The organism is Pseudomonas sp. C8002 (assembly GCF_013385765.1).
Taxonomy (GTDB): Bacteria; Pseudomonadota; Gammaproteobacteria; order Pseudomonadales; family Pseudomonadaceae; genus Aquipseudomonas.
Genome location: NZ_JACAPJ010000008.1, coordinates 205,066 through 219,048, shown reverse-complemented (window position 1 = coordinate 219,048; position 13,983 = coordinate 205,066). Strand labels below are relative to the sequence as shown.

The window sequence follows — 13,983 nt, the reverse complement described above, 5'->3', positions numbered from 1 at the left end:
TTTAGCCACAACTGAGTGGAGTCAGGTATGTCCTTGAAGTCTGTCTGTGTGTTTTGCGGTGCCAGCAGCGGCACCAACCCGGCCTACCGTGAAGCAGCCGTGGCCCTCGGGCGCGCGCTGGCCGAGCGCAAGCTGACCCTGGTGTACGGCGGCGGCGCCGTGGGCCTGATGGGTATCGTCGCCGATGCGGCGCTGGAAGCCGGCGGCGAGGTGATCGGAATTATTCCCGAAAGCCTGAAAAACCTCGAAATCGGCCACAAAGGCCTGACCCGCCTGGAGGTGGTCGACGGCATGCACGCCCGCAAGGCGCGCATGGCCGAACTGAGCGACGCCTTTATTGCGCTGCCGGGCGGCCTGGGCACCCTGGAAGAACTGTTCGAAGTCTGGACCTGGGGCCAGCTCGGCTACCACGGCAAACCGCTGGGTTTGCTCGAAGTGAACGGTTTTTACCGCAAGTTGACCGATTTTCTTGATCATATCGTCGGCGAAGGCTTCGTCCGGGCACCGCATCGTGCCATGCTGCAAATGAGCGAATCGCCGGCTGAGCTGCTTGACGTACTGGATGCCTGGCAACCGCTGGTCCTGCCCAAATGGGTGGACCAAAAACCCGATTAACCCTTGGGACGCGATTAAAGGCAGAATACGCGCCGCTCAACCTCACCTTCGACCCCAGAGGATCGCCCATGGCAAAACCTAATTACTCCTTCGCCAAACGTCAGAGAGACTTGGCCAAAGAGCAGAAGAAAGAGGAAAAGCTGCAGCGCAAGAAAATTGCAGCCGACGAAGAAGCCGGTGCACTGAACCCGGATGCTGAAGGTACAGTGGCTACAGACGAAACCGAAGCACCGAAAGACGCTGAATAGGTGATCGTTCCCACGCTCCGCGTGGGAATGCATCCTGGGGCGCTCCGCGTCCCGATTTGAGATATGTGCAGGGTGACGCAGAGCGTCACAACAGGCATTCCCACGCGGAGCGTGGGAACGATCTTGTGCATTACTCCAGCGGCATCACCGTCACCCGCACTTCCGGGTCATGGCTCCCTCCCCCCAGAATCACCCCCCGCAACGGCGAAACATCGGAAAAGTCCCGGCCCCAGGCCAGGGTGATGTGTTCCAGTGCCGGCTGCACATTGTTGGTCGGGTCAAAATCCACCCAACCCGACACCGGGCAAAACACCGACACCCACGCGTGGGACGCATCCGCGCCGATCAACCGTGGTTGGCCGGGCGGTGGCTGGGTCAGCAGGTAACCACTGATATACCGCGCCGCCAGGCCCCGGGAACGCAGGCACGCGAGCATCAGGTGGGCGAAGTCCTGGCACACGCCGCGCCGGCGCTCCAGCACTTCCACCAACGGCGTGGCGACCTGAGTGGCTTCGGCATCGAAAGTAAATTCGCTGAAGATCTTCTGCATCAGCGCCTGCACACCCAACAGCAACGGACGACCGGCCGGGAAACAGTCTTCGGAGAACTCGACGAAGCTTTTCTTCAAATGCACATAGGGCGATTCGAACCGATAGCGGCACGCCTCGATCACTTCGGCCGACAGCGGCTGGCTGCTGTAGGTCAGGCCGTTGCGGGTCTGGTCCCAGGCCGGCGACAGGCTGAAATCCAGCAGCGGCCGCGCCAACACCTCCACTGTCAGCCCGGCGTTCACCAGCAGTTCATCATGGGGCCGCTCGAATGCCAGCCGAGTGATCGGGTTGCCGAACACATCCAGTTCATCCCGGCGCGAGGTCGGTTCTGGGCTGATCTCCAGTTGCTGCGAGCTGCAGCGCTGCCAGGCGCAAGGCCGCGGCCACAGGTGCGCCAGCTGCTGGGCCAGGGACACCGGGCTGTCGTAGTGGTAGTGGGTATCGTGGAAAATCTGGTAGCGGGCACTCATCACACAGACACCGTTTGCTGGCTGACATCGTCCACATGGGCAAAATGGCGCAAGGCCAGGCGGTCGGAGACTTGCCCACTTTCATCGGCCACCGCTTGCAGCAGGTCGGCCAGGCCATCCAGCGCGGCACGCACACTGGACTCGCCGAACAGCGGGTTCTCCAGGCAGCCCAGGTCAAAGCGCGCCAGGCGCTCCACCAATGGCGCCAACCCGGTTTCCCGGGGCACGCCGAAATCGTCATTCAAGCGGCGCAAGGTGCGGCTCACCAGTTTCAGCTGGAACAGCACTGCGTGGGGGTTTTGCTCATCCAGCAGCAACAGGTCCAGCACCGGAATCAGCTGCGGTACCGCGAGGTAGCGCGAACGATAGGTGATGCTGCTGTTGCCCAGTTCCAGCAACCACTCCAGCCCGGCCTGATCGAACACCGCCACGCCGCGCAGGAACGCCGCCAGGCTGCTGCTGAGAAACTGCAGGCGCTCGATGCGCCGGCCCATCATCAGGAAGCGCCAGCCCTCGTCGCGGGTCATGTCGTCAAGGGCAAAGCCCGACAGCGCGGCCAGGGACATCACCAGGCGGTTGAGGAAATCCAGCAGTTCGCCGAAGTCCGGCTCTTCGCTTTCCAGTTCCAGGGCTTCGCGCTGCAACTCCACCAGCGCCTGCCAGTTTTCCCGGGACAGCTTGCCGCGCACCTGGGACGCCGCCCACTGCAAGCGCTGCAAGTTGGCCCGCAGGCTCGACGGCCAGTCGTCACCGAGCAACGCCGCCTGAAGCCGCTCAGGCAACTCGCCCTCCTCCGGCAACAGTCGCAGGTTCTCACCCAGTTCAACCGCCGCCTGCAGCGCCAGCGGGTCGTCTCCGTCGACATAGCGGGCGAGGACGATCCGCAACCAGCGCGCACTGTCATCACAGCGCTCGCAATAACGGCCAAACCAGAACAGGTTTTCCACCACCCGCGACGGCAGGTACGGATCACGCCGCACCAGGTCATGGGCGCCGATGGCCCGTTGGGCGCGCCATTGCTCGGTGCCATGGGCACGTTCGCCGAGCACCCAGGTGTCCTTGCTCGCACCGCCGCGCTGCATCGACACCACTTCGGCATCGGCATCGGCGGCCACACGGGTCAGGCCACCGGGCAGTACCCGATAACCGTCGGCGCTGGCTACGGCGTACACACGCATGCCGATGGCGCGGTGCTGAAGGTGATCGTCAACGGTGTGCCAGACCGGCGCCTGGGACAACTGCGCAAGTTCCTGAGCGACATAGGCGTAAGGCCGCGCGCGCATGCGCTCAGCCAGGGCCTCGCGTTGTTCGTCGTTCAAGTCGCGGCCAAATACCGGGGTAAAGCTTTGCGACGGAAACGCCGGCTTGATCAGCAGCTCCGGCAGTTTCTCCAGGGCTTCGGCCAGCACCGGCGGCTCACCGCACCACCAGGTCGCGATGGACGGCAGGATCAGCTCTTCGCCAAACAGGAATTGATTGATCTTCGGCAGAAATCCCAACAGGCCAGGGGATTCCAGCACGCCACTGCCCAGGGCGTTGGCCACCAGCACATTGCCCTGGCGCACGGCATCCAGCAGGCCGGGCACGCCGAGGGCCGAGTCGGTGCGCAGTTCCAGCGGGTCGCAGAAATCGTCGTCCAGGCGGCGCATGATCGCGTGCACCCGGCGCAGGCCGCTGAGGGTCTTGAGGTACACCGTGGCGTCGCGCACGGTCAGGTCGCCGCCTTCCACCAGCGGGTAGCCAAGCTGGCGGGCGAGGTACAGATGCTCGAAATAGCTTTCGTTGAAACGGCCCGGGGTCAGCAGCACGATCAGCGGTGGCTGGTCGTCGCTCGGCGCCTGGCGGGCCAGGGTTTCCTGCAGGGTGCGGAAGAACCCGGTGAGGTGCTGCACCTGCAAGTCGCGGTACAGGTCCGGGAAGGCGCGGGACACGATGGTGCGGTTTTCCAAAGCATAACCGGCGCCGGACGGGGCCTGGGTCCGGTCGGCGGTGACCCACCAGCGGCCATCCGGCGTACGCGCCAGGTCCACGGCGTACAGGTGCAGGAACGCGCCGTCGGGCGGCTGGATGCCCTGGCACGGCCACAGGAAATTGTTATGGCCGAACACCAGTTCTGCCGGCAGCAAGCCTTCGGCGATCAGGCGTTGCGGGCCGTAGAGGTCGGCCAGTACTGCATTCAGCAGGCGCGCACGCTGGGCGATGCCGGCGGAGAGTTGCTTCCATTCATCGGCGGCCAGCACGTGGGGCAGCAGGTCCAGCTCCCAGGGGCGATCGGCGCCCTTGGGGTCGGCGTAGACGTTGTAGGTCACGCCGTTTTCCTGGATCTGCCGAGTCAGCAAGGCTTGGCGCTGGGCCAGTTGCGCCGGGGTGCTGCGTTGCAAGTGATCGAGCAGCCGCTGCCAATGGGCGCGAACCGCGCCGCTGTCGTCCAGCAGTTCGTGATAAGTGCCCGCGGTCAGCGGGTAACGGTCGAGCAAGTCGGGCATGGAACGCTCGGCAGAGGCAAGGGAAGTCGAATTAACTCACAAACCACGCGATCCAACTGTGGGAGCGGGCTTGTGTGGGAGCGGGCTTGCTCGCGAAAGCGGAGTGTCAGTCACTTAATGTGTTTCTGAGACACCGTATTCGCGAGCAAGCCCGCTCCCACATTTTGAATCGCGTTTAGTCATTCTTATTGGAGAAGCGCCGCAAATCCAGGGTCATCGGCAATTCATCATTGATCACCACACTCGGCACCGGCAATTTCCCGGGGCTGTGTCCCAAGCGGAAAAACCGCGCCATCCGCCGGCTTTCAGCTTCATTGGCATTCACCGGCAGGCTGTCGTAATTGCGCCCGCCCGGGTGGGCGACATGGTACTGGCAACCGCCCAGCGAGCGCTGCATCCACGTATCCAAAAGATCGAACACCAGTGGCGCATGCACCGGGATCGTTGGCTGCAGGCAGTTGGCCGGTTGCCAGGCGCGATAACGCACGCCAGCCACAAACTCGCCGACGCGCCCGGTGGGTTGCAGCGGCACCGGGATGCCATTGCAGGTCAGCAGGTAACGCTGGGGCGGCAGGCCACTCAACTTGACCTGCAGGCGCTCCAGGGACGAATCCACGTAACGCACCGTACCGCCCACCGCACCCTCTTCGCCCAGCACATGCCAGGGCTCAAGGGCCTGGCGCAATTCCAGTTCGATGCCGCTGACGGCGTAGTCACCGACCTTGGGAAAACGGAACTCCAGGTGCGCGGCAAACCATTCGGCCCGCAGCGGATAACCGGCAGCGTTCAGCTCGACGATCACGTCGGCAAAATCCTGCTCGATAAAGTGCGGCAGCAGGAAGCGGTCATGCAGCTCTGTGCCCCAGCGCGCCAGCTTCGGCGGCGCATAGGGTTCACGCCAGAACCGCGCGACCAGTGCCCGCAGCAACAACTGTTGGGTCAGGCTCATGCGGGCGTGGGGCGGCATTTCAAAGGCACGCAATTCCAGCAGGCCCAGGCGGCCGGTGGCACCGTCCGGCGAGTAGAGCTTGTCGATGCAGAACTCGGCGCGGTGGGTATTGCCAGTGACGTCGATCAGCAGGTTGCGCAGCAGGCGGTCCACCAACCATGGCGGGCATTCTTCGCCCGCTTCGGGCATCTGCGCGAAGGCGATTTCCAGCTCATACAGCGCATCGTTGCGCGCTTCGTCGACCCGTGGTGCCTGGGAAGTCGGGCCGATGAACAGGCCGGAAAACAGGTAGGACAATGACGGATGGTTATGCCAATAGCTGATCAGGCTGCGCAGCAGATCGGGACGCCGCAGGAACGGCGAATCCTTGGGCGTAGCGCCACCGAGCACAAAGTGGTTACCGCCGCCGGTGCCGGTGTGGCGCCCGTCGATCATGAATTTTTCTGTGGTGAGGCGGGTTTGCCGGGCTTCTTCGTAGAGAAACTCGGTGCGTTCCACCAACTCGTCCCAGGTGGCGGACGGCTGCACGTTGACCTCGATCACACCCGGATCCGGCGTCACCCGGAAGTTGCTCAGGCGTGGGTCGCTCGGCGGCTCATAACCTTCCAGCAACACCGGGCAATGCAGTTCTTCGGCGGTGGCTTCGATGGCGGCCACCAGTTCCAGGTAATCCTCGACCCGTTCCAGCGGCGGCATGAACAGGTACAAGCGGCCGTCCCGTGCCTCGGCGCACAGGGCGGTGCGGGTCAGCCAGTCGGCAGACTCGTCGATCTTCGGGATACGGTCTTGGCTGGCAGCTGCCTCGCCATGGCTTTGCAGTTGTGAGGTGGTCGGCAGGTCTGCCAGGTCCTGATTGGGATCGGTGGGGTGCACGAACGGATAGTCCGCCGCCGTTACCCACGGTTGCGAGGCCAGTGGCAGGCGATAACCCAACGGTGAATCGCCCGGCACCAGGCGGCAATGGTTGTCCCGCAGGTACCAGCGCCCGCTCTGCCAGCAGTCATTGGCCGCCGTGCGCGCCAGCGGCAGCACCTGGCCGATGACTTTATCCAGGCCCTGGCTGAAGACCTTGCGCAGGCGCTCGCGCTCAAGCTTGTCCTCCAGGCGCGGATCTTCGGCGCTGACGTTTTGCGGCAAGGCGCCTTCGCGCCACAGGTAATAGAAATTGTCTTCGTAGGCCGGGAATACAAACTGCGCGGGCAGTTTCAGGCGCTCGGCAACGCTGGCCAGAAAACGCCCGGCCATCACGCCGTCGGCGCCATAGCTTTCCTGCTCATCGGCGATCAGCGCGCTGTTGTGCCAGATCGGCACGCCGTCGCGGCGCCAGTAGCAGTTGAGGGACCAGCGCGGCAGTTGCTCGCCGGGGTACCACTTGCCCTGGCCAAAGTGCACCAGGCCCTTGGGCGCGTAGTGCTTGCGCATGCGCTGGAACAGCTCGGCGGACAGCCGGCGTTTGTCCGGGCCCAGGGCGGCGGTGTTCCATTCGGCGCCGTCGGGGTCGTCGATGGAAACGAAGGTGGGTTCGCCGCCCATGGTCAGGCGTACGTCGTCCTTGTGCAGGTCACCGTCGATCTGCCGGCCCAGGGCCTGGATCGCCAGCCACTGCTCTTCGGTGTAGGGCTTGGTAACCCTGGGGGCTTCCCAAATCCGCTCCACGGACATCTCGTGGGTAAATTCGCACTCGCAGGGTTCCACCAGGCCACTGATGGGCGCTGCGGAAGAAGGATCAGGACTACAGGCCAACGGGATATGACCTTCACCGGCGAACAAACCGGAGGTGGCATCGAGGCCGATCCAGCCGGCGCCGGGCAAATACACTTCGCACCAGGCGTGCAGGTCGGTGAAATCCACCTCGGTGCCGGACGGGCCGTCGAGGGCTTTGACGTCGGCGGTCAGCTGGATCAGGTAGCCCGACACAAACCGTGCCGCCAACCCTAGGTTGCGCAGCAGTTGCACCAGCAACCACGCCGAATCCCGGCAGGAACCGGAGGCGTTTTCCAGGGTGAATTCCGGTGTTTGTACGCCCGGCTCCATGCGGATCAGGTAGCCGATGTCGGCGGCCAGACGCTGATTCAGGCCCACCAGGAAATCCACCGCCGGCAACGGCGTGCGGTCGATACCCGCCAGATACGCGGCGAATCTCGGGGTCAGCGGCAATGTTTCGAGGTACGGCGCCAGCTCGCGCTGCTCATCGGCGGCGTAGCTGAACGGGATTTTTTCGGCGTAGGGTTCCAGGAAGAAATCGAACGGATTGAATACCGCCATCTCCGCGACCAGGTCGACTTCGATGCGCAGCTCGTCAGTTTTTTCCGGGAACACCAGACGCGCCAGGTAATTGCCCTGGGGATCTTGTTGCCAATTGATGAAGTGCCGTTCCGGCAGCACCTTCAGCGCGTAGGAAAGAATCCGCGTGCGGCTATGGGCCGCCGGACGCAGACGAACAATCTGTGGGCCGAGTTCGACCGCGCGGTCGTAGCGGTAATGCGTAACGTGGTGCAACGCGACATGAATCGACACGGCGGCCTCCTGCGAGCCAGGGCATGGAAACAAAGCGCGCAAGACTTATGCCAGAGCAGTGGTCATTGCGCTTTATCGTGGGACCCGGTGCAGTACAGCACCAAAACGGCGCGATGGCTGCCGTCGTGGTGCGAGGGTTGCACATATTTGTGGCGGGAGTGTGAGGGTGGGTGGTGAATCTACCCAGTCAACGGGCTTTGTGCCTGGCGATCACGGCTTCACGCAGGTGGCGAACTTCGACCAGTTTCTGGCGCATTTCGCGGTGGCGCTTGCTGTTAAGCAATAGCAGTGCAAGCAAGGGTAAAAGCACGCTCACGCCATAAATGAACGCATGCGGCTGATACACGATAGTGGGCAGCACACACGCGAAACAAAGCCCCAGTAACACCACCAGTGGCCAGACCCATTGCGGGTGCCCGCGCGCAATCATGAAGTTGCAGTGCACGATGACCATCGTTAAAGCGATTCCGCCGATAAAGGAGTACTTAGCGGTATCGGCCACAGAAAGATCCCGGAAATAGCTTTCAAAAAACAATGGCACCGCAAAGGCCAGGGAAAATACCGATGCCAATATCGCCCCCATGAAAACAGGAAAATACCGAGATAGAAAACCGCGAATGCTCGGTGCTTGGTTCATTGCTCGATTCCCTGATAAAAATCGACAGGAGTGATGTCCTGATACCTATCGGGCTCGGCTCTTGGTCTTCAAAGACTGCCGAATGTGGCGAATTCCCACGAGTTTAATGCGCATATCTCGCTGAACAGAGCTGTTGAGTATCAAGAGGCCAAACAGCGGAAAAACCAACGCCAGGCCATAAAGAACGGCGTGCGGCGCGTACTGAATCATGGGAAGCACAAACAGAAAGCAGGCGAAGTAAATACCCACCATTACCCACACCCACGACGGGCGCCCGCGCAAAATCATGAAATTGCTATGGACCGTTAACAGGATCAGCAATGCTCCTATGAGCATGATCGAAAAGCCCAAGCCGCCAGCGAGAGGCGAATCACGAAAATAGGTCGCAAAGGAAAGCGCTGTAGCGAAGCCCAAAGAAAAATAGGCCGCAAATACACCACCGATAAAAGTAAGGAAGTAATGCCTGAAAAAATCACGAAGCGTCATCAGCTCGCTCATTCTCCGACCTCCTCATACAACCCCAATGCGATGGTTTTTACGTTGCCCGTGTAAGCACTCCCTATAAGGCCCGCCGTTGCGCCTAAGGCGTCTTTAATCTGGGTTTTGGTACTGTGTTTAAGTTGGGTCGGGGTAAAACGCTTGGGCAGTTCGCCCGACAACTGCTTGAGCTTGAGCATCTTCGATGTGAGGCGAGGGTCATTGATGGTCAGCAGTTCTTTTGTGAGCTTCGCTCTTTCTTGTCGATTCAAGCCACGAAGCACTTCGCGCAACGTCTTGCCTGTGGCCGCCTTCGCGACATTGACAAGTTTTATTGTCGTCAGGGCGGAGGCACCCACTCCAGCTAACGATACTGCGTCCAAAACCGTTGAGGTGTTCTGATACCACGCCTCGCTGTCGAGCCAATCATTTCCCTCTGGCCTTGCCACCTCGAGTACCGTTCGAGTAATGCCATTGAAACACTGGAGTGCGCTTGCACCAGCAGCCGCGTATCCGACCACGACGATGACCGAACTCGCGCCGGCGCTGAATGGAACCAAAATGGTTCCGCTGGCAATAGCCGCCCAACTGATGACGGCGCCAAAACAAGAAATGCCGGTATTCACGGCCTCACCAATCAGGCGGGATTCGCGCGGATTACTCACAACATGTTCAGCAAATTGCGTGGGGGCAATGTACTTCTGCGCCTCCCGCAGAATCACGCGCTTGGGCTTAATGCTGCAGAGGGGTTTGAATTCACGCAGGGTCACGATGTTGAAGTCGGCATCGATATACACCACACCCGCCCCCACAATGCCGGGGTCGGCGTCGATGGCGGCAAACAGGCGTGGCAGGTTGATCTGGCTTTCGATGCGCTGGCGGGCCATGAACTGGGAGCGGTTGGAGTCCATGCCGATGCCAAGCAGGGGGCTGCTCATGGGGGTGTTCTTCCTTGAAATGGGTGGTGTCTGAACTGGCGCTTTCGCGAGCAAGCCAGCTCCCACATTCGACCGCATTCTCATGCTGAAACCCGGTCACATGTGGGAGCTGGCTTGCCTGCGATGGCGCTCGAATGGGCGCCACCTTAACAAACAGGCTACCCACCCGCTAGAAAGCAAAACGCCAGCACGAGGCTGGCGTTTTTGCGTTTCAGGCGGCGATCAACGCGGCACCACCGGCTTGCGGGCTGGCTTCTTGCCTTTGCCCTTGGCGGCGTCGGTGCGCTCCTTGGCGGCCTGCTTGTTGCGCGCCATGGCTGCGGCCTTGGCTTGCTCGCGCTTGTCCCACGGGTTGCTGCCATCACTGCCTCGCGGCGGCAGGCCGGTGTGCTGGGTGAGGATCCTGGTGGTGGTTTCCTTCGCAACCTTGTGGCTGCCAGCCGGCGTCGAGTTTTTGCGACGGGCGCTCTGGTAGCTGTCGGTGGACGGTTGGTGCAACGGGATCAGTTGCTCCTTGCCCGGCCCGATCAGGTCGGCACGGCCCATGCGAGTCAATGCTTCACGCAGCATCGGCCAGCCCTTCGGGTCGTGGTAGCGCAGGAAGGCCTTGTGCAGGCGGCGCTGTTCTTCGCTCTTGACGATGGTCACCGCGTCGCTCTTGTAGGTGACCTTGCGCAGCGGGTTCTTGCCCGAGTGGTACATCGCCGTGGCGGTGGCCATTGGCGACGGGTAGAACGCCTGCACCTGGTCGGCGCGGAAGCCGTTGCCCTTGAGCCACAGGGCCAGGTTCATCATGTCTTCATCGGTGGTGCCCGGGTGGGCGGCGATGAAGTAAGGAATCAGGTACTGCTCCTTGCCCGCTTCCTTGGTGTACTTCTCGAACATGCGCTTGAACTTGTCATAGCTGCCGATGCCCGGTTTCATCATCTGGTTGAGCGGACCTTCCTCGGTGTGTTCCGGGGCGATCTTCAGGTAACCACCGACGTGGTGGGTCACCAGCTCCTTCACATACTCCGGCGACTCGACCGCGAGGTCGTAGCGCAGGCCGGAAGCGATCAGGATCTTCTTCACACCCGGCAACGCACGGGCGCTGCGGTACAGCTGGATCAACGACGAGTGGTCGGTGTTCAGGTTCGGGCAGATGCCCGGGAACACGCAGGATGGCTTGCGGCACGCGGATTCGATTTCCGGGCTCTTGCAGGCAATGCGGTACATGTTAGCGGTCGGGCCGCCGAGGTCGGAAATGACGCCGGTGAAGCCTGGCACCTTGTCGCGGATCTCTTCGATTTCGCGAATGATCGACTCTTCGGAACGGTTCTGGATGATCCGGCCTTCGTGCTCGGTGATCGAGCAGAAGGTGCAGCCGCCGAAGCAGCCACGCATGATGTTCACCGAGAAGCGGATCATGTCGTAGGCCGGGATCTTTTCCTTGCCGTACGCCGGGTGTGGAACACGGGCGTAAGGCATGCCGAACACGTAGTCCATTTCTTCGGTAGTCATGGGAATCGGCGGCGGGTTGAACCACACGTCCACTTCGCCGTGCTTCTGTACCAGCGCGCGGGCGTTGCCCGGGTTGGTTTCCAGGTGGAGCACGCGGTTGGCGTGGGCATACAGCACCGAGTCGCCACGGACTTTCTCCACGGACGGCAGACGGATCACGGTCTTGTCACGGGTCATGCGCGGGCTGGCCAGGATCTGTACCACCTTGGCCTCTTCCGGGTCTTCCACCGGGCCCTTTTCCTGCTCGATGGCGCAGGCCTGGGTGTCCTGGGTGTTCACGTACGGGTTGATGATCTTGTCGATCTTGCCCGGACGGTCGATACGGGTGGAGTCCACCTCGTACCAGCCTTCAGGCGTGTCACGGCGAATGAACGCAGTGCCGCGCACGTCGGTGATGTCTTCGATCTTGTGGCCCCACGACAGGCGCTGGGCGACTTCGACGATGGCCCGCTCGGCGTTGCCGTACAGCAGGATATCGGCGCAGGCGTCGATCAGGATCGAGTTGCGTACACGGTCCTGCCAGTAGTCGTAGTGGGCGATGCGGCGCAGGGAGGCTTCGATGCCGCCGAGCACGATCGGCACGTGCTTGTAGGCTTCCTTGCAGCGCTGGCTGTAGACCAGGCTCGCGCGGTCCGGACGTTTGCCGGCCATGCCGCCTGGGGTGTAGGCGTCATCGGAGCGGATTTTCTTGTCGGCGGTGTAGCGGTTGATCATCGAGTCCATGTTGCCGGCCGCGACGCCGAAGAACAGGTTCGGCTCGCCGAGCTTCATGAAGTCGTCTTTGGACTGCCAGTTGGGCTGGGCAATGATCCCGACGCGAAAGCCCTGGGACTCCAGCAGCCGGCCGATGATTGCCATGCCGAACGACGGATGGTCCACGTACGCGTCACCGGTGACGATGATGATGTCGCATGAATCCCAGCCAAGCTGATCCATCTCCTCCCTGCTCATCGGCAGGAATGGCGCAGGACCGAAACATTCGGCCCAGTACTTGGGATAGTCAAATAACGGCTTGGCTGTTTGCATGACGGTGACCGGTGTTGAGATGAAAAATCGCGGGCGCGGAATATAGCACAAAATTTGACCAATTCCGACCTTTGCAGTCGGAATTGGCGGGCAGCGCTTTTACTCGTCTTCGAAGTTATAGCTGCCCGGCGCCAGGTTCTCGAAGCGGGTGTATTTACCGATGAAGGCCAGGCGCGTGGTGCCGATTGGCCCGTTACGCTGTTTACCGATAATGATTTCAGCGATGCCTTTATGCTCGGTCTCCGGGTGATACACCTCGTCCCGGTATACGAACATGATCACGTCAGCATCCTGCTCGATCGCTCCGGATTCCCGCAAGTCGGAGTTGATCGGGCGTTTGTTCGGGCGTTGCTCCAGGGACCGGTTGAGCTGCGACAGGGCAACCACCGGGCAGTTGAATTCCTTGGCCAGGGCTTTCAACGAGCGGGAAATCTCGGAAATCTCGTTGGTCCGGCTGTCACCGCTGGAGCCCGGGATCTGCATCAACTGCAGGTAGTCGATCATGATCAGGGCGATGTCGCCGTGCTCACGCACCAGGCGTCGGGTACGCGCGCGCATTTCCGACGGGCTGATGCCCGCGGTGTCATCGATAAACAGCTTGCGATCGTTGAGCAGGTTGACCGCCGAGGTCAGCCGCGGCCAGTCGTCGTCTTCCAGGCGGCCGGCACGCACCTTGGTCTGGTCGATGCGGCCCAGGGACGACAACATACGCATGATCAGCGATTCGCCTGGCATCTCCAGGGAGTAAACCAGTACGGCCTTGTCGCTGCGCAACACGGCGTTTTCCACCAGGTTCATGGCGAAGGTGGTTTTACCCATGGACGGACGGCCGGCGACGATGATCAAGTCGGCTGGCTGCAGGCCGCTGGTCATGCCGTCGAGGTCGGTGTAGCCGGTGGACAGGCCGGTGATGGCGTTGTCGGTGTTGAACAAGGTGTCGATACGGTCGATGGCCTTGGTCAGCAAGTCGTTGACGCTGACCGGGCCGCCGGTTTTCGGCCGGGCCTCGGCGATCTGGAAGATCTGCCGTTCGGCTTCGTCGAGAATCTCTTCGGCAGTGCGGCCTTCCGGGTTGAACGCGCTGTCGGCGATCTCGGTGGCGATGCCGATCAACTGGCGCAACGTGGCCCGCGCACGGACGATCTGCGCATACGCCTTGATGTTGGCGACCGATGGCGTGTTTTTCGCCAGCTCGCCCAGGTAACCCAGGCCGCCCACCTGGGACGTCTGGCCTTCCTTGTCCAATTGCTCGGCCAGGGTCACCACGTCGATCGGTGAGTTCTGGTCGGCCAGCTTGGCAATGGCGCGGAAGATCAGGCGGTGGTCATGACGGTAGAAATCGCCGTCCGAGACTTGATCCAGCACGCGTTCCCAGGCGTTGTTGTCCAGCATCAAGCCACCGAGCACGGCCTGTTCGGCCTCGATGGAATGCGGCGGCACCTTCAGGGCAGCGGTTTGCAGGTCATATTGCTCAGGAGCGGAGATATCGTTCATGGCCACTTGGAATAGTTGGAGAATCTGGGGCTACAGAAAAACAAAAGGCACGACCTGTGAACAGGATCGTGCCCG

10 protein-coding genes are annotated in these 13,983 nt (G+C 61.7%); 2 read left to right on the top strand and 8 right to left on the bottom strand.

What is annotated here, in order from left to right; all coding sequences use genetic code 11:
• The first annotated feature begins 27 nt into the window (after positions 1-27).
• Both HX814_RS14740 and HX814_RS14735 read left to right on the top strand, forming a co-directional pair.
• Positions 28-615 (top strand): TIGR00730 family Rossman fold protein, encoded by a 588-nt coding sequence (locus HX814_RS14740; protein WP_003217468.1) that lies wholly within the window; start codon positions 28-30, stop codon positions 613-615.
• Between the two features lie 68 nt (positions 616-683).
• Positions 684-863 (top strand): hypothetical protein, encoded by a 180-nt coding sequence (locus HX814_RS14735; protein WP_003217470.1) that lies wholly within the window; start codon positions 684-686, stop codon positions 861-863.
• 130 nt (positions 864-993) lie between these two features.
• Here the strand turns inward: HX814_RS14735 and HX814_RS14730 are convergent, their stop codons facing one another.
• From HX814_RS14730 to dnaB, 8 genes are all read right to left on the bottom strand, one after another.
• On the bottom strand, positions 994-1,884 hold the full coding sequence (locus tag HX814_RS14730; RefSeq protein WP_003217471.1) for a transglutaminase family protein: 891 nt from the start codon (positions 1,882-1,884) through the stop codon (positions 994-996).
• The gene (locus HX814_RS14725) at positions 1,884-4,370 is read right to left on the bottom strand and encodes a circularly permuted type 2 ATP-grasp protein (RefSeq protein ID WP_102604264.1); all 2,487 of its coding nucleotides are present in this window, start codon (positions 4,368-4,370) and stop codon (positions 1,884-1,886) included. The genes HX814_RS14730 and HX814_RS14725 overlap by 1 nt, the downstream gene beginning before the upstream one ends.
• A 175-nt stretch (positions 4,371-4,545) precedes the next feature.
• Complete coding sequence (locus tag HX814_RS14720; protein WP_177015422.1) at positions 4,546-7,836, bottom strand: transglutaminase family protein; 3,291 nt, start codon at positions 7,834-7,836, stop codon at positions 4,546-4,548.
• A gap of 187 nt (positions 7,837-8,023) precedes the next feature.
• Complete coding sequence (locus HX814_RS14715; RefSeq protein WP_102367983.1) at positions 8,024-8,473, bottom strand: hypothetical protein; 450 nt, start codon at positions 8,471-8,473, stop codon at positions 8,024-8,026.
• 45 nt (positions 8,474-8,518) lie between these two features.
• Positions 8,519-8,971 (bottom strand): hypothetical protein, encoded by a 453-nt coding sequence (locus tag HX814_RS14710; RefSeq protein WP_177008317.1) that lies wholly within the window; start codon positions 8,969-8,971, stop codon positions 8,519-8,521.
• On the bottom strand, positions 8,968-9,888 hold the full coding sequence (locus HX814_RS14705; RefSeq protein WP_008439090.1) for a hypothetical protein: 921 nt from the start codon (positions 9,886-9,888) through the stop codon (positions 8,968-8,970). Before HX814_RS14705 ends, HX814_RS14710 begins: the two co-directional genes overlap by 4 nt.
• A gap of 222 nt (positions 9,889-10,110) precedes the next feature.
• Positions 10,111-12,414 carry a YgiQ family radical SAM protein gene (locus tag HX814_RS14700; RefSeq protein WP_008439091.1) on the bottom strand — a complete coding sequence of 768 codons (2,304 nt, stop codon included), beginning with the start codon at positions 12,412-12,414 and terminating at the stop codon, positions 10,111-10,113.
• Between the two features lie 99 nt (positions 12,415-12,513).
• Positions 12,514-13,908 (bottom strand): replicative DNA helicase, encoded by a 1,395-nt coding sequence (dnaB, locus tag HX814_RS14695; protein WP_003217484.1) that lies wholly within the window; start codon positions 13,906-13,908, stop codon positions 12,514-12,516.
• Positions 13,909-13,983 lie beyond the last annotated feature (75 nt).